The sequence below is a fragment of the Streptomyces venezuelae genome, assembly GCF_008642315.1.
In the GTDB taxonomy this organism is placed as follows: domain Bacteria; phylum Actinomycetota; class Actinomycetes; order Streptomycetales; family Streptomycetaceae; genus Streptomyces; species Streptomyces venezuelae_D.
On record NZ_CP029192.1, the window covers coordinates 2,061,670 to 2,086,904 of the forward strand.

The following is a 25,235-nucleotide window of genomic DNA, read 5'->3' on the forward strand; positions in this document are numbered from 1 at the left end:
TTGCGGGGCGGTTTGTCGGGGCGGGCACCGGACCGGTACTGAAGCCGTCTCTCACGGGGGCCGGGGAGCGCTCTCGCGCGGCCCGTGGGCCTCGTCTCGTAGAGACGGATTTACCGCAAGCGGGCGTTACTTGATACCCGCGGCGTCGCACGCCTTCTTGTACTGGGCGGTGCAGATCTCGCTGACCTTGTAGACCTTGTCCTTGACGATCGTGTCCGCGACCTCGTTCTTGGTGATCGCCTGCGCGTCGTAGAGCTTGGCCGGGATGCCCTTGAAGTCGCCGCTGAGCGAGTCGACCTTGCGGTCGGTGATCGCGTCGATGTCCTTGCCCTGGAGCAGGCGGACGGCGATCTCGGCGGTGGTCTCGGCCTCCGGCTTGATCTGCTTGTAGATCGTGTAGTCCTGGTCGCCGCTCAACATGCGCTGCACGCCCGCGAGTTCGGCGTCCTGGCCGCCGACCGGGACCTTGATGCCGCGCTGCTTGAGGGCGGTGATCACGCCGCCCGCCATGCCGTCGTTGGCGGCGTAGACGCCCTGGATGCCGTCCTTGCCGAGCTTGTCGATCGCGGAGGCCATCTTGCGGTTCGCCTCGTCCGGCGACCAGTCCGGGATGTCCTGCTCGTAGACGATCTTCTTGACCTTCTTGTCGAGCACCGAGTGGGCGCCCTTCTTGAAGAAGGGGGCGTTCGGGTCGGTCGGCGAGCCGTTGATCATGACTACGTTGGCGTCCTTGGCGTCGGAGCCGAGCGCCTTGACCATGGCCCCGCCCTGGAGGCGGCCGATCTTCTCGTTGTCGTAGCTGACGTAGGCGGCGAGCGGGCCCTCGGCGAGGCGGTCGTACGCGACGACCTTCACGCCCTGCTTGTCGGCCTGCTTGACCCAGGACTTGGTCGACTTGTAGTCGACCGCGTCCAGGATGATCACCTTGACGCCCTGGGTGACGAGGGCGTCGAACTGCTTCTTCTGGGTCTCGATGTCCTGGGCCGCGTTGTTGTACTTGACCTTGCAGTCCGAGCAGAGCTCTTCGATCTTGTCCTCCATGAAAGGACGGTCGAAGGTCTCGTAGCGCGTGGTCTTGTTCTCGGGGAGCAGCAGACCGATGGTCTTGTTGTCGCCGCCGCTGCCCTTGTCGTCGCCGTCGCCTGCCTTGCCGCATGCGGTCATGGCGAGTGCCATCGAAACCGCGGCCGTGCCTATGACGACGCGACGCGTCATTGCGTTCATGGTGGGGTGCCTCCCTGACGAGGCCGCGTCGTTGCGGCCGAGGTGGCTCGAAGTCAACTCGGCCGCCACACCAGCGTCAAGGAGTAAATCCTTAACGAGATGACAACGGTGCCATGCGTTATCTAAGTGAAGGCAGGTGCACCCGCAGGCATCGATCCGTCCAAAAGGGTTGAATCGCCCATCTCGCTGAGTGCGAGGGCCAGCGCGCCCAGCACTTCGGCGCGGCCGCCGAGCGCGCCGGGCAGCACGGACAGCTGACGCGCGGCGCTCGGGATCGCGTACCGCCCGACCGACTCCCTGATCGGTCCGAGCACCAGCTCACCGGCCTCCGCGAGGTCACCGCCGAGCACGACACGGGAGGGGTTCAGGAGGTTGCAGAGGTTCGCGACGCCGCTGCCGATGTGCCGCCCGACGTCGGCGATCACGCGCCGGCACCCCGGGTCCCCGTCGCGCGCGAGGCCGACCACGCGCTCCATGGTCAGATCGGTGCCGTGGCTCGAGGTGAGCAGCGGCAGGACGTAGCGGGCGGCGGTGAAGGTCTCCAGGCAGCCGCGGTTGCCGCAGCGGCAGACGGGGCCCGATTCGTCGAGCGTGATGTGCCCGATCTCGCCCGCGGTGCCGCCGGGGCCCCGGTAGATCCGGCCGCTGATCACGAGGCCCGCGCCGACTCCGCTGGCGACCTTGATGTACGCGAGGTCCTTGACGCCGCGGCCGCTGCCCCAGACCAGCTCGCCGAGCGCGCCCAGGTTGGCGTCGTTGTCGACGTGCACGGGCACGCCGAGGCGGCCGCCCAGCTCCTCGGCGGGCTTGGTGCCGGTCCAGCCCGGCAGGATCGACGTCGAACCGAGCGTGCCGGACTCCACGTCGATGGGTCCGGGCACGCCGAGCCCGACTCCGGCGATCTTCGTGCGGTCCACCCCGGTGGCCTCGATCAGCCGGGTGACGAGCTGCTCGGCCCGGTCGAAGCCCTGCGCGGCGGACGCGTCGACGTCCAGCGGCTCGGACTCCTCGGCGAGGACCTGGTGGGCGAGGTTGCCGACGGCGACGCGCAGGTGCGTGTGGCCGAAGTCGACGCCGATGACGATGCCCGCGTCACCGCTGAGCGAGACGCTGCGGGCCCGCCTGCCGCCCGCCGAGGTGGGTGTGACCTCGACCGTTCCGCCGTCCTTGAGCTCGCGCACGATGTTGGAGACCGTCGCGGCCGACAGGCCCGTCGTCCTCGCGATCTCGGCCTGCGTGAGCGACCCGGCGAGGCGCACGGCGCGCACGACCCGCTCCAGATTGGCCCGGTGCAGAGACGACTGCGACCCCGGAGTCTCCATTGACTCTCACCCTTTGCCCTCATTCGGGCGGCGCGTGGCCCCCCGTGACGCCGGTCTCGGAAACGGGTACCGGGCCATGTACAAGTTGTGAACTCCAAACTCCGCTGAAGGAGCTGCCGCAGTCAAGTCGTTGACGGAAATCGAGACCTCAGCGCGTGGACTTCGCGGCAGTCCCGGAGTCCGTGGTGAGAGGCCCCGCCGGCACGTCCTTCGGAGCGCGCTCCGGCGCCTTTCCGCGCATGCGCGCCACCGCGACGCCGGACAGGCAGAGGAGACCGCCGAGGAGGGCGAGCCAGCCGGGCACTTCGCCGAGGAACAGCCACGACATGGAGATGACGAGCACCGGCACGGCGTACGTGGTCGAACCCATCTTCCCCGCGGTGCTGTGGGAGATGGCGTACGCCCAAGTACTGAACGCGAGAGCGGTCGGGAACACGCCCAGGTACACCACTTGCAGCGTCGCCGACATCGGCGCCCGCTCCACCTCGGACACGAACTGTCCGACGAACGGCGAACACGCCACCGCTCCCGTGAGCGCACCGAACGTCGTCACCTGAAGGGGTGTCGCGTGCTTCAGCGTCGGCTTCTGCAGCACCACACCGACGGCGTACACCACGGCGGCGACCAGACAGAGCAGCACACCGAGGAGCGAGGAGCCGCCCCCGCCGGAGGTGGCGAACCCGACCACCACGGCACCGGCGAACGACACCGCCATGCCCGCCATCAGCTTGGGCGGGAAGCCCTCCTTGAGCAGCCGGCCGCCGAGGAGCGCCATCAGGATCGGCCCGACGTTGACGATCATGGAGGCCGTGCCGGCGTCCACCTCGCGCTCGCCCCAGTTCAGCGCGACCATGTACGCGCCGAACCACAGGGCGCCCGAGGCGACGATGCCGAGCCACGCCTCGCGGGGCGGAAACCCTTCGCGCCTGACCAGCAGGATGGCGCCCAGGACGAGCGATGCCACCGCGAGGCGGCCGAAGGCGAGCGCGCCGGGGCCGAAGTGCTCGCCGGAGCTGCGGATCGAGATGAACGACGACGCCCAGAGCACGACGGTGACGGAGGCGGCGGCGAGGACACGTCCGCCGATCTTGTTCGGCTGCCCGGACGCGCCGCTCACCACGATTGCTCCCACCTACCGGCCCATGATCGGACTCTGTGCGCCGACTACTTTACGGACCCCGCCGTGAGGCCCGAGACCACATGCCGTTCGATGATCGCGAACAGCACGATGACCGGCACGATCGCGACCACGGACGCCGCGAAGAGGTAGTTCCACTGCACCGTGTAGTTGCCGATGAAGTTGTTGATGCCCACCGTCAGGGGCTGCTTCTCCGGCTCGGTGGTGAGGGTCAGGCCCATCACGAACTCGTTCCAGGACGTGATGAAGGTGAAGATCACGGCCGTCACCACGCCGGGCAGCGCCAGCGGCAGCGTCACCTTGATCATGGCGCCGAACCTGCTGGTGCCGTCCACCATGGCGGCCTCCTCCAGCTCCGCGGGGATGGAGCTGATGTACGCCGTCAGGATCCACACCGCGAAAGCGAGGTTGAACGCCGCGTTGGTGAGGATCAGCGTCCAGACCGAATTGAGCATGTCGAGCTGGTGGAACTCGCGGTACAGACCGACCAGGAGCGCCGTGGGCTGGAACATCTGGGTGACCAGGACCAGGAGCAGGAAGACCTTGCGGCCGCGGTAGCGCATGCGGGCCGTGTAGTACGCGGCGGGCAGCGAGACGAGCAGCACCAGCAGGGTGGCGCCGCCCGCGACGAGCAGCGTGACCTGGAGGTTCTGGCCAAGCTCGGACTCCTTCCAGACGTCGATGAAGTTGGCCCACTCCAGGTCCTTGGGCAGGTAGGTGCGGTCCCGCAGCTCGTCCTTGGGGCGGAGCGCGGTGACGATCATCTCCAGGTACGGCGCGAGGAAGATCGCGGCAAGGAGCCACGCGCAGGCCGTGATGACCAGGGTGCGGGGCCGGAAGGTCCGCTTCGCCTTCTTCGGCGCGTCGTCCTTCCGGGGCGCGGGGCGGGTCGCCGTCGCGGTGGCCATCAGTCCTCCTCGTTCCACCGGCTGACCTTCAGGAAGATCAGCACGAGCACCACGACCATCAGGAAGTTGACGACCGACATGGCCGCGGACTCACCGATGTCGGTCTCCTTCAGCTTGTACATGAACACCATCGACGTGGAGGTGTCGTAGCCCGGACCGCCCTGGGTCATGGCCCAGATGATCGGGAAGGAGTTGAAGACGTTGATGAGGTTGATGACGACGCCGACGAGGAAGGCGGGCCGCAGCATCGGCAGCGTGATGTGGCGGTAGGTCTGCCAGGGCCCCGCGCCGTCGATGCGCGACGCCTCGTACACGTCCTGCGGGATGGTCTGGAGCCCGGCCAGGAGGGTGTACGTGGTGAAGGGCAGCGACACGAAGACGGCGACGCCCATCATCCACGGCCAGGCGGTCTCCGGCTTGCCCAGCCAGTCCTTGGAGCTGTCGATGAGCCCCAGGTCGAGCATGAGCGTGTTGAGGACGCCCGCGGTCTGGTTGAGCATCCACTTGAAGCCGATGGCGGTCATCAGGACGGACGCGGCCCAGGGGGCGATGAGGGCCCAGCGGGCGTAACGGCGGCCGGGGAACTTCTGGTTGAACAGCTGGGCCAGGGCGAGCGAGAGCAGCATCGTCACGCTGACGACGACGACCGTCCACACGACCGTCCAGATGAGGACGGCACTGAAGTCGCTCTCCTCGAAGAGCTTCTTGAACTTGTCGGTCCCGGCGCTGCCGCGCACCTTGCCGGAGATGGAGATGTTGAGGAACGAGGTGCGGATCAGCTCGACGACGGGCCAGACGACCACGGCGAGGATCAGCAGGACGACGGGCGCTATCCAGGGCAGCGGACCGAGCCGGGCCAGGCCGCTGCGGCGGCTCACCGGCCGTGGTGCGCGCCCGCCCCGCCCCCGGCCGGTGTCGGCCGGGGGCGAAGGGGCTTTGAGCGACACGAGAACTCCTTTACTCGGCGCCGGCCGCTACTTGGCGTCGGCCGCGGCCGACTCCGCCTTCTTCTGGAGATCGCCGAGGATCTGCTTCGGGTCGTCGGAGACGGCCTTGCCGCCGGTCTTCTTCATCTCGGCGGAGACGACGTCCCAGCTGATGTCGCCGAGCGGGTAGAACTTGGCGTTCGGCAGCACCTGGAAGAAGGGCTCCAGGTCCTTGTGCTTGCCGCTGTCGGTCATCTGCTTGAGGGCGTCCTTGGTGACCGGCATGAGGTTGTACATCTCGTCGAACGCCAGCATCTTCTTGGAGTACGTGAAGTCCAGGAACTTCTTCACGCCTTCCTTCTCCGCGCCGCCGTCCTTGAACGCCATCATCCAGTCGGCGACGCCGAGGGTGCTGTCGAGCGGTCCCGTCTTGCCGGGGATGGGCACGACGCCGTAGTCGACCTTGCCCTCCTTGGCCATCTGGATCAGGCTCGGGTGGCCGTTGAGCATGCCGACCTTGCCCGCCGCGAAGTCCGCGAAGGCGGTCTTGCGGTCGGTGGAGGCCGGGTTGGGGTAGGTCAGGCCGGGCTTGACCAGGTTGGTCTTGAGCCACTCGAAGGTCTCGACGTTCTTCGCGCTGTCGAGGGTGTACTTGCCGTCGGCGTCGGTGTAGCCGCCGCCGTTGCCGAGCTCCCACATCATCGACTCGCCCTGGGTCTCCTCGGGGCCGAGCGGCAGGGCGTAGGGGGTGTCGGCGGCCTTCTTGTCCTTGATCTTCTTCGCGGCGTCGGCGAGTTCGTCCCACGTCTTGGGCGGGTTCTTGACGCCGGCCTTCTTAAAGACGGCCTTGTTGTAGAACATGACGCGGCTGGAGGAGACCCACGGGATGCCGTACTGGGTGCCGTCGACCTCGCCCGCCTTGGCGAAGGACGGGATGAGGTTGTCGCGGGTCTCGCGCGAGAGGACCTCGTCGGCCTTGTAGAGCAGGTCGTCGGCGACCTTGTCCGCGTATCCGCCGGTCTGAAGCAGGTCGGGCTCGTTGCCCGCCTGGATCATGTTCTTGACGGACTTGTCGATCTCGTTCCAGTTGATGACCTGGACGTCGACCTTGTAGCCCTTGTTGGCCGCCTCGAATTCCTTCTTGACCTCGGCCCAGTACACCTTGGAGGCGTTGGATGCCTTGTCGCCGTAGTCGGCGGCGACGAGCTTGATCGTCTTGCTGTCCCCGCTGTCGCTGTCACCGCTGCAGGCGGTAAGTCCCAGAGCCATGGCGAGCGTTGCCGCACCGGTGGCGACTATTCGATTCCTCATGCTGTTTCAACCCTTCGACATCGGTGTCGACTTGAGCGCGTCCAGTCGCCCCCCGCGGCGCCGTCGCGCCGACACTACTCAGGCCCGGATTCGCCTTGACAGGCCTAGACCACTTTCGTGGCCAACTCGAAATCACCTGCTCTACCAGGTCACTTGATGGCCCCTGCCGTCAGTCCGGCCTGTACCTGTCGCTGGAAGACGGCGTAGACCACGAGCACCGGGAGCATCGCGATCGTCAGACCCGCGAAGAGGGCGCCCCAGTCGCCCCGGTAGCCCTGGGAGACGGCCAAGGAGGCGAGCCCCTGCGGGAGTACGTAGCTCTTCTCGTCCTCGTTGTTGAGCAGCAGCGGCAGCAGGTACTGGTTCCACTGGCCGAGGAAGTTGAAGATGCCGATGCTGACGAGGCCGGGCTTGGCCATCGGCAGCATGATCTGGAAGAACGTACGGGTGTGGGAGGCGCCGTCGACCATCGCCGCCTCCTGCACGCCGGTCGGCAGCGTACGGAAGAAGGAGGTGAGGAAGAAGGTGGTGAAGGGCAGCGAGTACGCGATGTACGCGATCATCAGCCCGGGCCGGGTGTCGAGGAGCCCGAAGTTCTCCATCACGGCGAACAGCGGCACCAGGGCGAGGATGACCGGGAACATCATGCCGCCCGCGAACAGCATGAAGATGACGCGGTTGCCGGGGAAGGTGAAGCGGGCGATGACGTAGGCCGCCATCGAGCCGAGCAGCATGGTGCCGGTCAGCGAACCGGCGAGGATGATGAGCGAGTTGAGGGTGTACTGCCCGATGTTGGCCTTGTTCCACGCGTTGGAGAAGTTCTCCCAGTGGAAGGAGGCGGGCCAGCCCATCGGGTCGCTGAGGATCTCGGCGGAGGGCCGGAACGCGGTGAGGGCGACCCAGATCAGGGGCCCGGCGGCGAGGATGACCCACAGCACGAGGAAGGCGTGCGAGAAGACGTTGAGGGCACCGCCCGTCTCCTTCTCGCGGCGGGGCGCGGACGTCGTCTTGGACGGCGGGGCGGTGGTGGTGGTGGTCATGATGCAGTGACTCCCGCGGTCTCAGTATTCGATCCGGTCGCGGTTCCCGACCCGCATGACGATCAGGGAGAACGCCATGCTGAGGAAGAGAAGGACGACGCCGATGGAGGTGGCGTAGCCGTACTGGCCGTCCCTGAACCGTTCGTAGAGGAAGACCGGGGTCACCTTCAGGACGTGCGGCGGCACCATGACCAGGCAGATCGCGAAGGTGTCGAGCGCCTGGATGCCCATGTAGATCCAGCCGGTGCGCACCGTGTCCCAGATCAGCGGGAGGGTGACGTTGAAGAAGGTGCGGGCGCGGCCCGCGCCGTCGAGGAGCGCGGCCTCGTAGATGTCCTTGGGGATGGCGCCCATCGCCGCGGAGAACAGCACCACGTAGAACCCGATGAAGCTCCAGCTGATCACGGTGAGCAGGGAGATCAGACCGAGGGTCTCGTCCCCGCCGAGCCAGGCGGGCCCGTCGACGCCGACCTTGTCGAGGCCGCCGTTGATGAGACCGCTGTTGGTGTTGAAGACGCGTCCCCAGACGACGGCGATGATGGCGACGGACAGGACCTGCGGGAAGAAGTAGACGACCTTGTAGACCGACGATCCCGCGACGCCCGCGATGGCCCGTCCCCTGCGGTGCCGCCCGCCCGAGGTGATCATGTAGGCGAAGAACATGCCGAGGACGAGGGTGAGGACGGGCGCGATGACGAGCAACAGCGCGCTCACCCGCAGGGAGTCCCAGAACCGCTCGTCGTTCCACATCTTCTCGTAGTTGTCGAACCCGACGAAGTTCGCCACGGGTCCGCCGGACCAGTCCGTGAACGAGTAGTAGATCGCCTGGATGAAGGGCGAGATCACGAACAGCGCGTAGAACGCGAGCGGCACGGCGAGGAAGCCCACGATGAAGCGGTACTTGTCGAGCGTGCGGTAGCGCCGGTCGTAGCGGACGCGTTCGGGGGTGAAGCGGGGTGGCAGCAGCGCCGCCACGACGAACAGCAGCAGGTTCGGCGGGCCCGGTGGGGGCTTGCGTTCGGCCTGCTTCTTGGGAGGTGGCGTCTGGTCCACCCGGGTGTCGGTCTTCACGCTGATCAGCCCCGCCCGCTCTTCCACATGCCTACACGTGCTCGGTTACGTGCCGGGGTCCGGGGCCGGCAGCGGCCCCGGACCGTCTGGTCAGGCCTTCTTGACCTTGGTGATGTCGGGGTCCTTCATGATCCGGTCGGAGGCCTTCTGCATGGTGTCCATCGCCTGCTTGGGCCCGATCTGGCCCTGCATGAACTTGTGGATCATGTTGTTGAAGTCCTCGCGGAACAGCTCGTTGTACCAGTCCATGAACTGGGGGATGACGATGTTGTCGCCGGCCGCCTTGATGGCCGCCTGGGCGCTCGCCGTGCCCGAGGGCAGCTTCTGCCCGTCGATGGCGCCCTTGACGACGGGCATGGAGCCGATCTCCTTGAAGAGGTTGAGCGCGGCTTCCTTGCTGTACATCATCCGCAGCCACTCCAGGCCGCCCTGCCGGTTCTTGGCCTTGGCCGGGACGATGAAGGGCTCACCGGCCGGGGAGTAGAGCGTGCCGAACGGCATCTTGTCGCCGGAGTCGAGCGACGGGGTAGCGCCGACCTGCATCGCGAAGTCCTTCGGCGTGGTGTCCTTGGCCTCGTTCTCCACCCAGGAACCGTTGGGCACGAAGAGGCACTTGCCCTCCTTCGTCCACGCGGTCTGCATCTCGGTGTGCGCCTCGGTGCCGTCGAAGCCGGTGAGCACGTACTTCTTGGCGACGAGCTCCTCCCACGCCTCGAAGACGTCCTTGACCGCCTCGTGCTTCCAGGCGTTCGGCTCGAGGTAGTCCATGGCCGTGGTGACGTCGCGGCCGCCGCGCTGGGCGAACATCGCGTACATGCTGAAGAACATGTAGCGCGGGTGGCCGCCCGGGTAGCTCCAGCCGTGGATGCCCTTGGCCTTGGCCTTCTTGCAGACGGCGAGCATCTCGTCCCAGGTCTTGGGGTACTCGCTTTCGAGCCCGTCTTCGAGCAGCTTCTTCGAGTACCAGTTCCCGTACACGGTCAGCGCGATGTTGAGCTGATAGCACTCATTGCCGCCGAAGCGGCCCATCTGCTCGACGACCGGTACGAGGGTCTCGCGCACGGTGACGTTCGGGTCGTCCCACGAGGGCGCGTCCAGCACCTCGGCGAGGTCGGCGACCTGCTTGTTGTGGACAAGCTTGCCGGGGTTCATCTGGTCGGCGCCGGAGTTGTTGACGACGTCCGCGGTGGGCTTGCCGCGGACGATCTTCGGCTGGACCTGGGTGGCGATCTTCTCGGTGGGCTTCTGCTCCGGATCGGCCTTCGGGTACTTCTTGGCGTACATGTCCGTGACGAACTGGGCGTACTTGTCGCCGTACCCGCCGTTGAAGATGTAGACGGTGAGTCCGGCGTCCGCCTTCACGCCGAGCGGGTTCTTCTTGCTCTTCTCGCCCTTTTCGGCCTTGTTCTCCTCGCCGCCCCCGCTGGCGCACGAGGTGAGCGCCCCCACGGCCGGCACCGCGAGCAGCCCCGCGGCCGCTGCCCTCTTCATGACATCACGACGGTTGACGCTGGTGGATCCCATGCTCAAGTCCTCGCCTTCTCCAGGACTCAGGCGGTGAACCGGACCCTCCCCGGCACCGCGGTGGTGTGAAGCTGGGCTCGTGCGCCGGGTTCTCGGACGGGAAAAGGCAGTTGACGTTCGACGCGCCCCCGCCCCCACACCCCCGGGCCTGCGGCCGGGTCGGACGGCCGGGCAGACGCGGACAGGTATAGTCCACTCGCGGCCGGGTGGGCAAGATCGAATACGACTTTGGACTGCAGCCTTTTCCGAGTTGAGACCTGCGACGATCCCTGGTCGGGACCAGTGATGATCCCGGGTCGGGGCCAGTGGTGATCCCGGGTCGGGACCGCTGACGACCCCGCGTCGAGGCCGGTGACGATCCCGGTCGGGGGCCGGTGAAGATCCCCGTCCGAACCTCTCGCACATCGCGGCCGGAACCCGTGGACTTTCGCGCCGGTTTCCATGGACTTTCCCTCGGGTCACCCGAGTGGCAGGGGTGACGTGAACACGGGGTGGCTGGCTAGGGTCGGTCCTCATGGAGAGCACGGGAATCGTTCACCGCCGGTCGACGGCGGAGCGTACGCGCGACGCGCTGGGCCGCCTCGCCGCCGAGCGGGACGCATGGGTGGCGACCGCGCACCCGGAGCACGGGCCGCACCAGGTGCCGCTGTGGTTCCTGTGGGACGGGCGGGCGGTGTGGGTGTGCACGGGGGCCGCGTCGGCGACGGTGCGGAACATCCGTGCGGAGCCGCGCGTACGTCTGTCGCTGCCGGACACCTTCGACGTGCTGCTCCTCCAGGGAGAGGCGGAGTGCTTCCCCGACCAGGAGGTGCCGGAGGCCGCGGCGCGGGCGTTCGCCGACAAGTTCGGGTGGGATCCGCGTGCGGAAGAGGGGCCCTATGTGTACGTACGCGTGGTCCCGCGGACGGTGCGTGCCTGGCGCGGGGAGCCGGAACTTCGCGGGAGGGTCGTCATGCGAGAGGGCAAGTGGCTGACGCCGACGCCGTGACTTCACGCTGAACGGGCGTTCTACAGTGTGCCGGTGCCGACTGCCCCTCCCCCGCCGTCACGGATACGGCCGAACGAACTCCGGCCCGGCCGTCATTGGTACGTTACGGCGGCCGTGACCGCCGTCGCGCTGATCGTGCTGGGCCTGGCCATCGGCGTGTACCGGTTCACCGGCGCGCTCGACGCGGTGGACACGGGGCGGCAGTTCGCCGACGGTGACACCGTCACGCTGCGGCTCGGCCCGGAGAGCGACAGAGCGATCTGGGTCGAGAGCCGGGGCCCGTCACCGGCCCAGAAGTGCGGCATCTCCGGTCCAGGGAACCCCCGTCTCACCGGCCCGGGCATCGACTTCTTCCTCACCCGCGACGAGACGTGGAACCCGCTCCGCACGATCGAGGTGTCACGGCCGGGCGACTACGAGATCACCTGCACGTCCGAGGGGCCGTCCAAGTACGCCATCGGGGACCGCGGAGGCTACGTCACGCTGGTGGTCGGTCTGATCGCCGCCGTCGCCCTCCCGGCCCTCGGCATCCTCGTCGGCACCACGATCGCCGCCGTCACCGCGTTCCGCCGCCGCGCCCACCGCAAGCGGCTGCTCGCCGAACGGCACGTCAGCGCCACGACTGATCAAGCGGTGCGCGCGGGCACGTCCGCGTAGACCGGCAGCTTCCAGTCGCCTCCGCGGTCCTCCTTGGCGAACCGCGCGACCAGCTCGGGGACGCGGAGGAAACAGGCCAGCGCTGTGGCGTTCCGGAAGGCGCTGATGGCGTGCTTGTTCGTGGGCATGCCCATGCGCAGGACGCGGGGGTTGACCTCCGCCTGGATCGCGTCGACGAAGGGCCGCAGGACGCGGTCGTAGTTCGCCAGGGCGGTGGGCAGGTCGTCGGCGTGCCGGTTGATCTCGCCGGCCAGGACGTACGCGCCGACCAGACCGCCGGAGACGCCCATGCCGCTGTACGGGGACGCGCAGTGCGCGGCGTCCCCGGCCAGGACCACGCGGCCCTGGGACCAGGTGTCGGTGCGCACCTGGGCTATCTCCTGGGAGTAGAAGAACGGGCTGTCCGCCATGCCCTCGATGAAGCGCTCGGTCTGCCAGCCCGCGTCGCGGAACCGGTCGGCCCAGAACTTCTGCTGCCGTTCGACGGGCGCACGGTGGATCGCGGACGCCTCCGCCGAGTCCTCGCGCAGCACGAAGTACACCTGGGTCTCGGTCGCGTTGTGGCTGCGCCGCATGATCTGGCGGCCGCCCGGGACCATGTAGGTGTCGCGGATGTTCGTGTCGGAGGCGGTGCGCGGGACGAACCAGTAGGCCATGTGGATGCCGACGCGCCAGTACGGGTCGAAGCCCTCCGGCAGGAGCGCCCGCCGGATGCGTGAGCCCTGTCCGTCCGCTCCGATCAGCAGGTCGTACGCGCCGGAGGTGCCGTCCGAGAAATAGACGGTGACGTGGTCCGAGTCCTGGTCGAAGCCGTCGACGCTCTTGCCGTAGACGAACTCGGCACCGTCCTTGGTCGCGTCGTTGAGGACGCGGACCAGGTCGCCGCGCATGATCTCGTACTCCGAGGTGAGGGACTGCCGCCCCTTGCCGGAGGTGTTCGCCATGAGCGTCGCCTTCGGTTTCCCGCGGGAGTCGACGAACGCGACACCCGCCTCGTCCACGAGCTGATCCCGCACGGCCGGCAGCAGCCCCATGCGCTCGACCGCCTCGATGCCCTGCCCGCGCAGGTCGACCTGGGCACCCGAGGCGCGCAGCGCCGGAAAGCGCTCGACGACCGTCACGCGGTGACCGCCACGGGTGAGCCAGAAGGCGAGCGCCTGCCCGGCGATCCCGCCACCGGCGACGAGAACCCGCAGGGAACCCGTCGAGATCTTCTTGTCTTTCATGACGACCGCCAGAATCTATCGGTGATTGATTCCCCCTGTGATCGAGAGTCCTCTATCACCGATAGAATGTCAACGTGACCAAGATGAACCGCGAGACCGTCGTCACCGAGGCGCTGGATCTGCTCGACGAGGTGGGCCTGGACGCCGTGAGCACCAGGCGGCTGGCGAAACGGCTCGGCGTCGAGCAGCCGTCGCTCTACTACCACTTCCGCACGAAGAGGGATCTGCTGGCGGCCATGGCGGACTCGGCCATGACCCCGCACTCCACCGCACCGCTCCCCTCCCCCGACGACGACTGGCGCGAGTGGTTCGCGGAGAACTCCCGCAGCTTCCGCCGCACGCTGCTGATGCGCCGCGACGGCGCCCGTCTCCACGCGGGCACGACCCCGACCGGCGACCTCGACCGGATCCGCCACAAGCTGGCCTTCCTCGTCGCCTCCGGCGTGCCCGAGAGGGACGCGCAGATGGCGATGCTGGCCGCCGGCCGGTACACGGTCGGCTGCGTACTGGAGGAGCAGGCGGACGCGGACCCGCCGCAGGGAGACCTGCCCGCCGACGTTCCGGTCATCGACCCCGAGGAGGCCTTCGAGGCGGGCCTCACCCTTCTCCTCGACGGCCTCGCGCACCACACGCCTGCCTGAGGAGCACGGCACACGCCGTCCGCGGGCCTCACTCGGGCCCGGCCGGTCGGGGCGACCTGGTCGGGCAGCCGGGGGCCTGCTGCATGGAGTCCCACGCGTCGAACGAGGCGACGAGTGCCGCGGGCAGCAGGCCGAAGGGTGGCGGCAGCAGGTCGCGGAGCGGCGGCACTTGACCCCTGCCGGTGCACCGGCGGCCCCCGCGGCAACTCCGTTGAGCCGGACGAGGACCGCGTCGGCCTGACACGTACTTGGCGAACCAACCCGGGCGCCCACCCAGGGGGGGGGCAGCTCCGCCCCCCCCAGCGACGCCCACCCCGAACTCGTACGCGTACGACGGCCCTACACCGCCTCGCCTCAGCAGCGCGTCAGCCGGGCCACCACGCGACCACGTGGTCCAACACGCCGCAAAGCGTCGCAAGCCGACACTCTCCCCCGCGCCGGGCACAGTACGTCACAGGCTGGCCCCAAGACGCCCCCCACCAACAGCCTTGACACCACTTGCCACTTGCCTCCCTACTAGACCTTGCGCAGCGACCGTGACAACGTTGTCCAACTCGCAAGGAGGGGCTCGGGGATGCCGAACTCGGCACGCAGACCTCGTTTCAGACAACACCTCAGCCACCACGCTCACCACCGCCCGCCCGGTCAACGGCCCCGTTCGGCCATGGCCGCCGGGACGCTCGCGATCGCGCTCGTCGTGGCGGCACAGGGGGCCGCCGTCGCCGGACCCGAACGGGCGCCGCGGGCCGACCGGGAGTTCTCCTCGTCCTTCGAGGACGGCCAGGCCCTGCCGGACTGGCTGAGCACCGTCGAGACGGGGCCCGACGGGAAGAAGAAGTCCGCCGGGGTGAACGGCGAGTTCAGCTCCGGGCTGCCCGGCAGCGTGAACGACCACGTCACCGAGGTGCGGGCCAGCGGTGAGAACGCCGGGTCCGGCGAGGTCGCCGCGAACCTCGTCGACGGCGAGGCGACCAGCAAATGGCTGACGTTCGCGAAGGACGGCTGGGCCGAGTTCGACCTGGACGAGCCCGCGAAGGTCGTGACGTACGCACTGACGTCCGCCAACGACCACGCCGAGCGCGACCCCAAGGACTGGACCCTCAAGGGCTCGACGGACGGCAAGGAGTGGACCGTCCTCGACGAGCGGAAGGGGGAGGTCTTCGACGGGCGGCACAAGACGAAGAAGTACGACTTCGCCAAGCCCGACGACGCGAAGGCCTACTCCCACTTCCGCCTCGACGTCACCGCCAACAACGGCGCCTCCGACGCCCTCCAACTCGCCGACGTGCAGCTGTCCGTCGGCGGTACGCAGGCCCCCGGCCCCGAGGACATGCTGAGCCTCGTCGACCGCGGCCCCAGCGGCTCGCCCACCGCCAAGTCCCGCGCCGGGTTCACCGGGAAGCACGCGCTGCGCTACGCGGGCAGCCACAAGGCGGACGGCCGCGGTTACTCGTACAACAAGGTCTTCGACGTCAATGTGAAGGTCGAGCGGGACACCGAGCTCGGGTACCGCGTGTTTCCCTCCATGGCCGAGGGTGATCTCGACTACGCCGCCACCAACGTCTCGGTCGATCTCGCCTTCACCGACGGCACGTACCTGAGTGAGCTCAAGGCCGTCGACCAGCACGGGTTCCCGTTGACCCCGCAGGGGCAGGGCAACTCCAAGGTGCTCTACGTCAACCAGTGGAACAACGTCGCGTCGCGCATCGGGCAGGTCGCGCGCGGCAAGACCGTCGACCGCGTCCTCGTCGCGTACGACTCCCCGAAGGGGCCCGCGAAGTTCCGCGGCTGGGTCGACGACGTGTCGTTGAAGGAGAAGGCCCCGGAGAAGCCGAAGGCGCATCTCTCGGACTACGCCGACACGCGGCGCGGCACCAACTCCAGCGGCGGCTTCTCGCGCGGCAACAACTTCCCCGCCACCGCGGTCCCGCACGGCTTCAACTTCTGGACGCCGGTGACCAACGCGGGCTCCCTGAGCTGGTTGTACGACTACGCGCGCGGCAACAACGACGACAACCTGCCGACGATGCAGGCGTTCAGCGCGAGCCACGAGCCGAGCCCGTGGATGGGTGACCGGCAGACGTTCCAGATGATGCCGTCCGTCGACAAGGACACCCCGAGCGCGTCCCGCACCAAGCGCGCGCTGCCCTTCCGGCACGAGAAGGAGACGGCGAGCCCGCACTACTACGGGGTGACGTTCGAGAACGGCCTGAAGGCCGAGATGGCGCCCACCGACCACGCGGCGATGATGCGGTTCACCTATCCCGGTGACGACGCGAGCGTCATCTTCGACAACGTGTCGGAGAAGGGCGGCCTGACCCTCGACAAGGAGAAGGGCATCGTCTCCGGGTTCTCGGACGTCAAGTCGGGCCTGTCGGCGGGTGCCACGCGGCTCTTCGTCTACGGCACCTTCGACGCCCCCGCCACCGCGGGCGGCAAGCTGGAGGGCGGCGGTGGCGGCGACGTCACGGGCTATCTGCGCTTCAAGCCCGGCAAGGACCGCACGGTCGGCCTCCGCCTCGCGACGTCCCTCATCAGCCTGGACCAGGCGAAGGCGAACCTCGCCGACGAGATACCGCGGGGCACGTCGTTCGAGCGGGTGAAGAACCGGGCGCAGAAGCAGTGGGACGACATCCTCGGCAAGGTGGAGGTCGAGGGCGCGAGCGAGGGGCAGCGCACGACGCTGTACTCCAGCTTGTACCGCCTGTACCTGTACCCCAACTCGGGCTTCGAGAAGGTCGCGGCGAAGGGGGGCGGCGGCAAGTCGACGTACAAGTACGCCTCCCCGTTCTCGCCCCAGACCGGGCCCGACACCCCCACCCACACCGGCGCGAAGATCGTCGAGGGGAAGCCGTATGTGAACAACGGCTTCTGGGACACGTACCGCACGACGTGGCCGGCGTATTCGCTGCTCACCCCGAAGAAGGCCGGTGAGCTGGTCGACGGCTTCGTGCAGCACTACAAGGACGGCGGCTGGACCTCGCGCTGGTCGTCGCCCGGTGCCGCGGACCTGATGACGGGCACGTCGTCCGACGTGGCGTTCGCCGACGCGTACACCAAGGGTGTGAAGTTCGACGCGGAGGCCGCGTACGACGCCGCCCTGAAGAACGCGACCGTGGTCCCGCCGACGTCCGGCGTCGGCCGCAAGGGCATGAAGACGTCGCCGTTCCTCGGCTACACGCCCAGCGAGACGCACGAGGGCCTGTCGTGGGCCCTGGAGGGTTACCTCAATGACTACGGGATCTCCCGGATGGGAGCGGCCCTCTACAAGAAGACGGGCAAGAAGCACTACAAGGAGGAGTCGGAATACTTCCTCAACCGTGCCCGTGACTACGTGAACCTCTTCGACGGCAAGGCGGCGGGCGCGGGCACCGACCCCGGCTTCTTCCAGGGCAAGGACACCAAGGGCGTCTGGCGCGTGCCTTCGGAGAAGTTCGACCCGCGCGTGTGGGGCCACGACTACACGGAGACCAACGCCTGGGGGTACGCCTTCACCGCGCCGCAGGACTCGCGCGGCCTGGCGAACCTGTACGGCGGCCGCAAGGGCCTCGGCGACAAGCTGGACACGTACTTCGCCACTCCGGAGACCGGCTCCGCCGAGTTCGCGGGCTCCTACGGAGGCGTCATCCACGAGATGACGGAGGCGCGTGACGTACGCATGGGGATGTACGGCCACTCCAACCAGGTCGCCCACCACGCCGCGTACATGTACGACGCGGCCGGGCAGCCGTGGAAGACGCAGGAGAAGGTCCGCGAGGTCCTCTCCCGCCTCTACACGGGCAGCGAGATCGGGCAGGGCTACCACGGCGACGAGGACAACGGCGAGCAGTCCGGCTGGTACCTCTTCTCGTCGCTCGGCTTCTACCCCCTGGTCATGGGCAGCGGCGAGTACGCCATCGGGTCCCCGCAGTTCACGAAGATGACCCTGCACCTCGACAACGGCCGCGACCTCGTCGTCAAGGCGCCGAGGAACAGCGCGAAGAACGTCTACGTGCAGGGGCTCAAGGTCAACGGCAAGCCGTGGAAGTCGACCGCGCTCCCGCACGACGTCGTCGCCCGCGGCGGAGTCATCGACTTCGACATGGGCCCGAAGCCGTCGGCCTGGGGCAGCGGCAGGAACGCCCAGCCCGCGTCGATCACCAAGGACGACAAGGTCCCGTCGCCGCGGAAGGACGCCCTCAAGGGTGAGGGCGCGCTCTTCGACGACTCGTCGGCGACGGAGGCGAGCACGGATGCGGCGGTGACCCTGCCGGTGGCCACCCGGACGAAGGCCGTCCAGTACACGCTGACGTCCCCCGCCGACAAGGCGAAGGCGCCGCGCGGCTGGGTGCTCCAGGGCTCGGCGGACGGCAACAAGTGGCGGGACCTGGACAAGCGCTCGGGCGAATCCTTCGCCTGGGACCAGCAGACCCGCGCCTTCACGATCGCCCACCCGGGCTCGTACGGGCACTACCGCCTGGTTCCGAAGGGCGGTGCCGGTGGCGGTGCGGTGACGCTGGCGGAGGTGGAGCTGCTCGGCTGATCACACGTCCGGCGACCCCGGCCCGCCTGCCGCACCTGACCTCGGTCGGGGGCGGTGGGCGGGCCGCTGTCGTGCCGGGGGCAGGCCGCTCACGTGCGGCGGGTGGACCGCTCACGTGCGGTGGGCGGACCTTTCACGCGCGGTGGGCGGACCCCTCATGCGCGGCGGGCGGGCCGCTCACCTCGTGTGACGCCCCCCGTATCCTCGTCCCATGCCCGAGCACTCCCCCTTGATCCAGAGCCTGCGCACCGCCGTCGCGGGTGCGCCCGACGACGTGCCGTTGCGGCTGCACCTCGCGGAGCTCCTCATCGCGGGCGGGCATCACGACGAGGCGGTCGCCGAGGCCGCCGTCGCCCTCCAGCGCGCGCCGGGTGACCCGCAGGCGCGGGAGTTGATGGCGCGGGCGATGGGGGCGCCCCAGCCGCCGCAAGCACCCCAGCCGCCCGCGGAGTCACAAGCACCCCCCGCAGGCTTCAACTGGAAGGCCGCCGAGGACCAGGTCGGTGACGTCGTCCCGCCCCGCTTCGTCGAGAGCCCAGCGGTCCCCGAGGCGCCGCGGACCGCCGACGGGAGCGGCGACCCCGGTGCCGCCTCAGCGTGGGAGGTCGAGGCGCCCGACGGCGTGCGGCTCGCCGACGTCGGCGGCATGCAGGACGTCAAGGACCGCCTGGAGGCCGCGTTCCTCGCGCCGCTGCGCAACCCCGAGCTGCGCAAGCTGTACGGGAAGAGCCTGCGCGGCGGCCTCCTGCTCTACGGCCCGCCCGGCTGCGGCAAGACCTTCATCGCCCGCGCCGTCGCGGGCGAACTCGGCGCCAACTTCCTCTCCATATCCATCAACGACGTGCTCGACATGTGGATGGGCAACTCCGAGCGCAACATGCACGAGGTCTTCGAGACAGCACGGCGCCAGGCCCCCTGCGTCCTCTTCCTCGACGAGCTGGACGCCCTCGGCGCCAAGCGCAGCCGCACCGCCCACAGCGGCATGCGCAACACCGTCAACCAGCTTCTCACCGAGCTCGACGGCATCGACGCGGGCGCCAACGAGGGCGTGTTCGTGCTGGCCGCCACCAACGTCCCCTGGGACGTGGACAACGCGCTGCGCCGCCCCGGCCGCCTGGACCGCACTATCCTCGTCCTGCCGCCCGACGCCCCTGCCCGCGAGGCCATCCTCCGCTACCACCTCAAGGACCGCCCCGTCGCGGGCATCGACCTGCGGAAGCTGGCCAAGGCCACCGACGGCCTGTCGGGGGCCGACCTCGCCCACCTCTGCGAGGCCGCCGCCGAGCGCGCGCTCCTCGACTCCGCGCGCACCGGCACCGTCCGCATGATCGGCATGCAGGACCTGACGGCCGCGGCCGCCACGATCCCTCCCTCCAGCGACCCGTGGTTCGCCTCCGCCCGCAACGTGGCGATGTTCGCCAACGAGGGCGGCATGTACGACGACCTGGTCACCTACCTCAAGAAGAAGCGGAAGCTGTAGAGCTGTGAGCACCGGCACTGTGCACCCCACCGTCGAGCGGGCCGACGGACTCATCGAGCTCAAGCGGTACGACGAGGCCGAGGCCCTGCTCGGGCAGCGCCTCGTCGAGGCCCCGGACGACATCCGGGCCTGGACCAAACTCGCCCTCTGCTTCGTGCGTTCCGACCAGCACGCGAAGGCCCTGACGGCGACGGACCGGGCGCTCGCGCTGGACCCCGAGGACGTCGGCGGTCTCATCATGCGCTCCCACGCCCTGCGCGGCGTCGGCGGCACGCGTTGGCAGGAGTCGGAGGGCGTACTGCGGGAGGCGATACGTCTCGCTCCTGACTACTGGTACGCGTACGCCCTCCTCGCCGACGTCGTCTGGCGCATCCGCCTCGTCCGCATCGGGCAGGCGGGCGGCGGCCAGATCACCGCCGCACAGATGCAGGGCCCCCTCCACGAGGCGGGCGACATCGCCATGGAGGCGCTCCGCCTCGGTCCCGAAGAGGTCTACGCGCACGAAGTGGCCTGGCAGATCGCCGACCTGGCCGGCAACAGCACGGGCGCCGACCAGCTGGACCACGCGATCCTCCGCCTCGACCCGAACCACCCATACGCCCTGGCCCGCCAGACCAGAAAGGCCGCCTCCGCGCCCGGCGTCAAGGCCCGCGAGGCCGCCACGCTGTACGCCGACGCGCTGGCCTCCGCCCCGGACTCCCGTCCCATGCGGGACGGCCTCGACGACGCGTCGTACCGCATGCTGCGCGGCATCCGCTGGCTCGCCCTGCTCTGCCTCGCCGTCATCGCGGCCTCCGGCCTCGACCTCTTCGTCACCGAGGGCGAGACCCCGCGCGAGCTGCCCGTCTCGCTCGGCCAGCGCCTCTGGTTCCTCGTCCCGATGTCCGCGCTGTGGACGGTGGGCGCCCTGCTCAGGTACCGGCGGCTGCGGGCGGGCGTCCGCATCAACATCCGCTCCCTCATCCGGCGCCGCAAGTGGGCGCGCATCGTCCTCGCTCAGGCCGCGTGGGCCATGCTCTGCACACTGCTCATCGCGGAGATCCCGTGGTCCGAACGGACCGTGCCGCAGGTGCTGTTCTGGGCCGGCCTCGTCCCGACGCTCGCCACGGTCTGGTTCGACCGCAAGAAGAACAGCTGACGCGAGGAGGGGTGGCGGCGCGAGGACGAACTCGCACCACACCGTCTTGCCCGGTGCCTGTTCCTCGACCCCCCACTTGTCGGCCAGCGCCGCGACGAGCAGGAGTCCGCGCCCCGACTCGCCGTCCTCCCGCTCGTCGAGGTCGAGCCTCGGCCGTCCGCTGCCGCTGTCGTGCACGGCCACGCGGATGGTGTCGCCGCCATGGTCGACGTACAGCCGGAATCCCCGTCCGGGCGGGACGCCGTGCAATAGCGCGTTGGTCACCAACTCACTGACGCAGAGCGTGATGTCGTCGGCGCGTTCACCCTCGATCCCCCAGTCGCCGAGCGCTGCGGCGGCGAAGGCGCGGGCTGCGGGGATGGAGTGGCGCTCGCGCCGGTAGAAACTTTCTCGGTTCACGTGACGAGAGTCACTCTCCGTGGTCATGATGAAGCAGTGTGTAAACCCGTACGGGCGGGCTGTACGGGTTCCCTGCGTGCAAGCACGGCTTCTGTTGGGGAGTTGGACCGTATGAGCAGGCCAAGGCGACGATCACACAGGAACGCGTCGGCGATGCGGATGGTGGGTGCTCTGCTTGCACTGCACCGGTCCGCAGCCGGCTACACGCAGAGTTCGCTCGCCGAGCGTTTTGGCCTCAGCGAGGAGCAAATCGCCTCCGTGGAGCAGGGGCGGAGGGCGTTGAAGCTGGACTTGGCGGTGCAGCTTGACGCTTTGCTGGGCACCAACGGCACGTTGGAGACTGCGGTCTCCAACATGCCGGAGATCGACCTCGTTCCGAGGTGGGCGGAGGAGTACATGGACCTCGAGCGTGAGGCACTTGCTCTGTCCTGGTACGACAACCAGGTCCTGCCTGGCCTGCTTCAGACCTCGGACTACGCACGAGGTGTGTTCCAGAACGATGTTCCGGCACTCACCGAGGACGAGATTGAGCTACGCGTTGCGGCGCGCATGGAGCGCCAAGAAGTTCTCCACCGGCGAGCGCCTCCGACAGTGTGCTTCATCATTTCCCAGGTGACCTTGATGGACCGCCTCGGCGGCGACGACGTGTACGTTGCCCAGCTTCGTCACCTGCTCGAGTTGACCTCCCTGCCTGGCGTCACGCTTCAGGTCATGCCCGTCGGCCGCAGCTTCCACGCCGGGCTGTCCGGGCCCTTCATCCTCATCGAAACCCCGGACCACCAGCGCCTTGGCTACACCGAGGCACAGCGAGGCAGCCAACTGATCGCCGACCCGGACGAGGTGTCCATTCTGGAGCGCAAGTGTGCGATGCTGCGGACACAGGCTCTCAACCCCCTTGAGACCAGAGACCTGTTGGACCGTCTGCTAGGAGAGCAATGAGCGGCACCGCGCTTACCTGGTTCAAGTCGAGCTACAGCAGTGAACAGGGCGGCGCATGTCTCGAAGCCGCCTACAACTGGCGAAAGTCGAGCTATAGCGGCGACGAAGGCGGCGCTTGCGTCGAGGTCGCCACCCACCCCACCGCCATCCACATCCGCGACTCCAAGAACCCGGACGGCCCGCACTTCACCGTCACCCCGGACGCCTGGACCGCGTTCCTGAAGCTCCCCTGACGCACGTGAGGTATTACCTCTACGTCTCCCGCACCAAGCTGGACATGCTGTACGAGCAGATCCCGCCGAAGCTGCTGAAAAGGCTCGCCGTCGAGGCGAAGGTCGACCTCAAGGTGCTCAGTGTCGCCGTCCAGTCGCCGCGTGCGGACGTGACCTCGTACGACAAGCTGGACATCGTCGAGGCCTACCTGGAGCGGGAGTTCGACGTCAGCTGGATGACGGAGCCGAGGCCCTGGTTCCGGGGTGACCTGGAGCTGCGGGTCGCCGGGTACGGGTCTCCCGAGGGGCCGACGTTCATGACGGGCCGCGACGGCGACACCGTGATCGCGCTGATCGGCTCGGCGCACCACCTCCTCGGCCAGCGCACCGCGCCCGAGACGATCCAGCGCACCTACTCGATGTTGCCGTCACTGTTCAGGCTGCTGGACGACCGGCAAGGACGTGCGCACGGACAGGACGCGGCACATGACGTCCTGGAGTTCGCCGAGACGTTGAAGGAGCCGCCGGTCTACAGCGAGTTCCTCGCACGACGGCTGCTGCACGGCACGGCGGCCGGCCGGGACGGACGACAGGTCGACATCGTCGTAGGCACGCCGTTGTACGTGGCGATGGCGGACGAGGACACGCGCCGGGAGGCCTGACGTGGAGCCGGACATCGTGCGGATGCGGCTGGAGGGCGATGTCGCGGGCCTGGCCGAAGTCATGCGGTCCGGCCCCTCCCCGCACTACTCGTGGGCCGTCGACCTGCTGAGGGACATCGGCGGGCGTGAGGCGGCCGACGCCCTCTTCGACTGCGTCAACCGGCCGGACGCCTACCCGAAACGGCTGCACCTGCACGCACTGTCCGCCCTCGCGGAGCTGCGGGACCGCCGCGCCGTCCCCCGGATCCTGAGGACGGCGCGGCGCGGCGAACCGGACAACTGGGCGCGGGCAGCCCGGATGTACGAGGACCTGGGCGCGGTCGGCGGCCCCGAGGCGGTCCGTGAGCTCATCCACCGCCTGGGCGACCCGAAGCCGCCACGCATGGTCGTCGAGGCGGTGGCCCGGCTGCGCCCTCCGGAGGCCGTGCCCGCACTCCTTGCCGCGCTCTGGGCGCTGCTGCCCGGCGACGAGATGCACACCGTGGAGACGCTGGGGGCGATGCGTGACCCTCGTACCGCACCGGCATTGCTGTACCTGGCGGCATCCGAAGGCAGCTCACCGCGCCTGCGGAAGGGGGCGGTCCTGGCGCTCGCGCAGCTCCCCGAGGACTGCTGGCCGCCACCGGCGGGCACGGACGCCGAGTTCATGCTGACGCGCGCGCTGTGCGACCCGGACGCGGCGACCGCACGACCCGCCGCCGCCCTCCTGGCCAGGACCAACTACGGCATGGAGATACTGCGGAGCCACGTCCACGGCGCCGCGCCGCGGATACCGGCCGAGGACCGTACTCCCGCCTGCGCCGCCGTGACGGTCTGCGCGTACATCCAGGAACACCCCGCACGCTTCGGCGAGGACTACCGGGACATACCGAACCTGATCGCTCTGCTCGGCGAGCAGTCCGTACCGATGGTGCGCAGAGCGGCGGCATCGGCGCTCGGCGCGGTCGGAGGCAGCGCGGCGACCGAAGCGCTGCTCGCCGCGCTGGGCGACGACCGTACCGTCGACACGGTCGCGCGGGCTCTGTCGGCGCTGCCCGAGCCGCCCGTACGGGAGTTGCTCGCGGCGCTGGCGGACGACTCCCCCGCGGCCCGGCCGCAACGCCGGGGCTCCGCCATCGCATTGGGGCTGCTGGAGTGCGCGGACGCGGCGCCGCTGCTCCTGGACGCGCTCGGCCCGGAGAACCCCAGGGACGTACGATCGGCCGCCGCCGACGCGCTCGGGGACCTGCGACACGAACCGGCCGCCGCGCGCCTCGCGTCCCTCGCGGGCGACAACGAGGAGCCGGGCACACTGCGCGCTCGGGCGGTGCACGCGCTGGGCCGCATCGGTGCGCCAGAGTCGTTACGCGTCCTGCTGGCCGCCGCACGCGACCCGTCGGAGCCGGTGCGGGTGCAGGCGGTGCGGGCGCTGGGTGGGTTCCCCGTGCGGGAGGCGGTCGCCGCGCTCGGGGAGATCGCCTCGACGGACGCGAACCGTGACGTCGCGCGGGGCGCGGTGAGGGCGTTGGGCCGCATGGGCGCCCCGGCGGTGCACGTCCTCGCCGCGATGGCGTCGCGGTTCCGGCCGGACGTGGGGGAGGAACTGGTGACGGCGCTCGCCGAGTGCGCGGGGGCCGAAGCGGTGTCGGGGCTGGCCGTGCTGGCGACCTCGCCGGAGACCGCGGACGTCCGCGTCTCCGCGACCGAGACCCTGGTCGCCCGCCACTCCCCCGACTGCGTCGCACCCCTGGCGTCGATCCTCAGCGCCGACCCCGGCTACTACCCGCGCGACACCGCCCTGCGCGGCCTCGCTGCGCTGGACACGGAGGAGGCCGACGCGCACGTCCTCACGTACTGCCGGACGAAGGGTCTCGCGAGCGAGGAAGTACGCGCGGCGCTCCGCACCATCGCGGACCGCAGGCGCTGAG

General features: G+C 69.0%; 21 protein-coding genes and 1 pseudogene. 10 read left to right on the forward strand and 12 right to left on the reverse strand.

All coding sequences use genetic code 11. The features are described 5' to 3' along the window. Positions 1–126: 126 nt before the first annotated feature. The 9 genes from DEJ48_RS08655 to ngcE form a co-directional block, all read right to left on the reverse strand. Positions 127–1,224, reverse strand: a complete 1,098-nt coding sequence (locus tag DEJ48_RS08655; protein WP_411757438.1) for a substrate-binding domain-containing protein — start codon at positions 1,222–1,224, stop codon at positions 127–129. Positions 1,225–1,346: 122 nt separating this feature from the next. Beyond that, on the reverse strand, positions 1,347–2,546 hold the full coding sequence (locus DEJ48_RS08660; RefSeq protein ID WP_150215606.1) for an ROK family transcriptional regulator: 1,200 nt from the start codon (positions 2,544–2,546) through the stop codon (positions 1,347–1,349). A gap of 148 nt (positions 2,547–2,694) precedes the next feature. Beyond that, positions 2,695–3,669 carry a DMT family transporter gene (locus DEJ48_RS08665; RefSeq protein WP_223832448.1) on the reverse strand — a complete coding sequence of 325 codons (975 nt, stop codon included), beginning with the start codon at positions 3,667–3,669 and terminating at the stop codon, positions 2,695–2,697. A 41-nt stretch (positions 3,670–3,710) separates the two neighbouring features. After that, complete coding sequence (locus DEJ48_RS08670) at positions 3,711–4,592, reverse strand: carbohydrate ABC transporter permease (protein WP_150186739.1); 882 nt, start codon at positions 4,590–4,592, stop codon at positions 3,711–3,713. Beyond that, the gene (locus tag DEJ48_RS08675; RefSeq protein WP_150215607.1) at positions 4,592–5,539 is read right to left on the reverse strand and encodes a carbohydrate ABC transporter permease; all 948 of its coding nucleotides are present in this window, start codon (positions 5,537–5,539) and stop codon (positions 4,592–4,594) included. The genes DEJ48_RS08670 and DEJ48_RS08675 overlap by 1 nt, the downstream gene beginning before the upstream one ends. A gap of 27 nt (positions 5,540–5,566) precedes the next feature. After that, positions 5,567–6,829, reverse strand: a complete 1,263-nt coding sequence (locus DEJ48_RS08680; protein ID WP_223831961.1) for an extracellular solute-binding protein — start codon at positions 6,827–6,829, stop codon at positions 5,567–5,569. A gap of 149 nt (positions 6,830–6,978) precedes the next feature. Then, positions 6,979–7,869 (reverse strand): carbohydrate ABC transporter permease, encoded by an 891-nt coding sequence (locus DEJ48_RS08685; protein WP_150215608.1) that lies wholly within the window; start codon positions 7,867–7,869, stop codon positions 6,979–6,981. 21 nt (positions 7,870–7,890) lie between these two features. Continuing rightward, on the reverse strand, positions 7,891–8,832 hold the full coding sequence (locus DEJ48_RS08690) for a carbohydrate ABC transporter permease (RefSeq protein WP_223832449.1): 942 nt from the start codon (positions 8,830–8,832) through the stop codon (positions 7,891–7,893). A 198-nt stretch (positions 8,833–9,030) separates the two neighbouring features. Then, entirely contained in the window at positions 9,031–10,464 is a 1,434-nt protein-coding gene (gene ngcE / locus DEJ48_RS08695) for an N-acetylglucosamine/diacetylchitobiose ABC transporter substrate-binding protein (protein ID WP_150215609.1), read from the reverse strand. A 514-nt stretch (positions 10,465–10,978) separates the two neighbouring features. Between ngcE and DEJ48_RS08700 the strand changes: the two genes are divergently transcribed. Both DEJ48_RS08700 and DEJ48_RS08705 read left to right on the forward strand, forming a co-directional pair. Beyond that, a complete protein-coding gene (locus DEJ48_RS08700; protein WP_150215610.1) occupies positions 10,979–11,452 on the forward strand; it encodes a pyridoxamine 5'-phosphate oxidase family protein in 474 nt (157 codons plus the stop codon). A gap of 114 nt (positions 11,453–11,566) precedes the next feature. Continuing rightward, on the forward strand, positions 11,567–12,109 hold the full coding sequence (locus DEJ48_RS08705; RefSeq protein ID WP_150215611.1) for a hypothetical protein: 543 nt from the start codon (positions 11,567–11,569) through the stop codon (positions 12,107–12,109). Here DEJ48_RS08705 and DEJ48_RS08710 read toward each other — a convergent pair. Beyond that, positions 12,079–13,335, reverse strand: a complete 1,257-nt coding sequence (locus DEJ48_RS08710; protein WP_150215612.1) for an FAD-dependent monooxygenase — start codon at positions 13,333–13,335, stop codon at positions 12,079–12,081. The two genes, DEJ48_RS08705 and DEJ48_RS08710, sit on opposite strands and share 31 nt — an antisense overlap. Before the next feature lie 83 nt (positions 13,336–13,418). On the opposite strand from DEJ48_RS08710, the gene DEJ48_RS08715 reads away from it, so the two are divergent. Continuing rightward, on the forward strand, positions 13,419–13,976 hold the full coding sequence (locus tag DEJ48_RS08715; protein ID WP_190537954.1) for a TetR/AcrR family transcriptional regulator C-terminal domain-containing protein: 558 nt from the start codon (positions 13,419–13,421) through the stop codon (positions 13,974–13,976). A 28-nt stretch (positions 13,977–14,004) separates the two neighbouring features. Here DEJ48_RS08715 and DEJ48_RS39640 read toward each other — a convergent pair whose 3' ends face one another. Beyond that, positions 14,005–14,145, reverse strand: a complete 141-nt coding sequence (locus tag DEJ48_RS39640; RefSeq protein WP_190537285.1) for a hypothetical protein — start codon at positions 14,143–14,145, stop codon at positions 14,005–14,007. Positions 14,146–14,640: 495 nt separating this feature from the next. Here DEJ48_RS39640 and DEJ48_RS08720 point away from each other — a divergent pair, with 495 nt between their 5' ends. The 3 genes from DEJ48_RS08720 to DEJ48_RS41040 all read left to right on the forward strand — a co-directional run bounded on the left by DEJ48_RS08720 (position 14,641) and on the right by DEJ48_RS41040 (position 21,116). Next, positions 14,641–18,498, forward strand: a complete 3,858-nt coding sequence (locus DEJ48_RS08720) for a GH92 family glycosyl hydrolase (protein ID WP_150215614.1) — start codon at positions 14,641–14,643, stop codon at positions 18,496–18,498. A 211-nt stretch (positions 18,499–18,709) separates the two neighbouring features. Then, positions 18,710–19,978 carry a tetratricopeptide repeat protein gene (locus tag DEJ48_RS08725; RefSeq protein ID WP_150215615.1) on the forward strand — a complete coding sequence of 423 codons (1,269 nt, stop codon included), beginning with the start codon at positions 18,710–18,712 and terminating at the stop codon, positions 19,976–19,978. 4 nt (positions 19,979–19,982) lie between these two features. After that, positions 19,983–21,116, forward strand: a complete 1,134-nt coding sequence (locus DEJ48_RS41040) for a tetratricopeptide repeat protein (RefSeq protein WP_150215616.1) — start codon at positions 19,983–19,985, stop codon at positions 21,114–21,116. A 39-nt stretch (positions 21,117–21,155) separates the two neighbouring features. Here the strand turns inward: DEJ48_RS41040 and DEJ48_RS41045 are convergent. Further along, positions 21,156–21,542 (reverse strand): annotated as a pseudogene (locus DEJ48_RS41045) (ATP-binding protein); the annotation flags it as partial. Positions 21,543–21,668: 126 nt separating this feature from the next. Here DEJ48_RS41045 and DEJ48_RS08740 point away from each other — a divergent pair. Genes DEJ48_RS08740 through DEJ48_RS08755 form a run of 4 tightly spaced genes read left to right on the forward strand, consistent with a single transcriptional unit; the run spans position 21,669 to position 25,234 of the window. Next, a complete protein-coding gene (locus DEJ48_RS08740) occupies positions 21,669–22,454 on the forward strand; it encodes a helix-turn-helix domain-containing protein (protein ID WP_223831962.1) in 786 nt (261 codons plus the stop codon). Beyond that, positions 22,451–22,687, forward strand: a complete 237-nt coding sequence (locus tag DEJ48_RS08745; RefSeq protein ID WP_150215618.1) for a DUF397 domain-containing protein — start codon at positions 22,451–22,453, stop codon at positions 22,685–22,687. The genes DEJ48_RS08740 and DEJ48_RS08745 overlap by 4 nt, the downstream gene beginning before the upstream one ends. Before the next feature lie 5 nt (positions 22,688–22,692). Next, positions 22,693–23,328: a DUF7019 family protein gene (locus tag DEJ48_RS08750; RefSeq protein WP_150215619.1), complete on the forward strand. Its 636-nt coding sequence runs from the start codon at positions 22,693–22,695 to the stop codon at positions 23,326–23,328. A gap of 1 nt (position 23,329) precedes the next feature. Then, complete coding sequence (locus tag DEJ48_RS08755) at positions 23,330–25,234, forward strand: HEAT repeat domain-containing protein (RefSeq protein WP_150215620.1); 1,905 nt, start codon at positions 23,330–23,332, stop codon at positions 25,232–25,234. The last annotated feature ends 1 nt before the right edge of the window (position 25,235 follow it).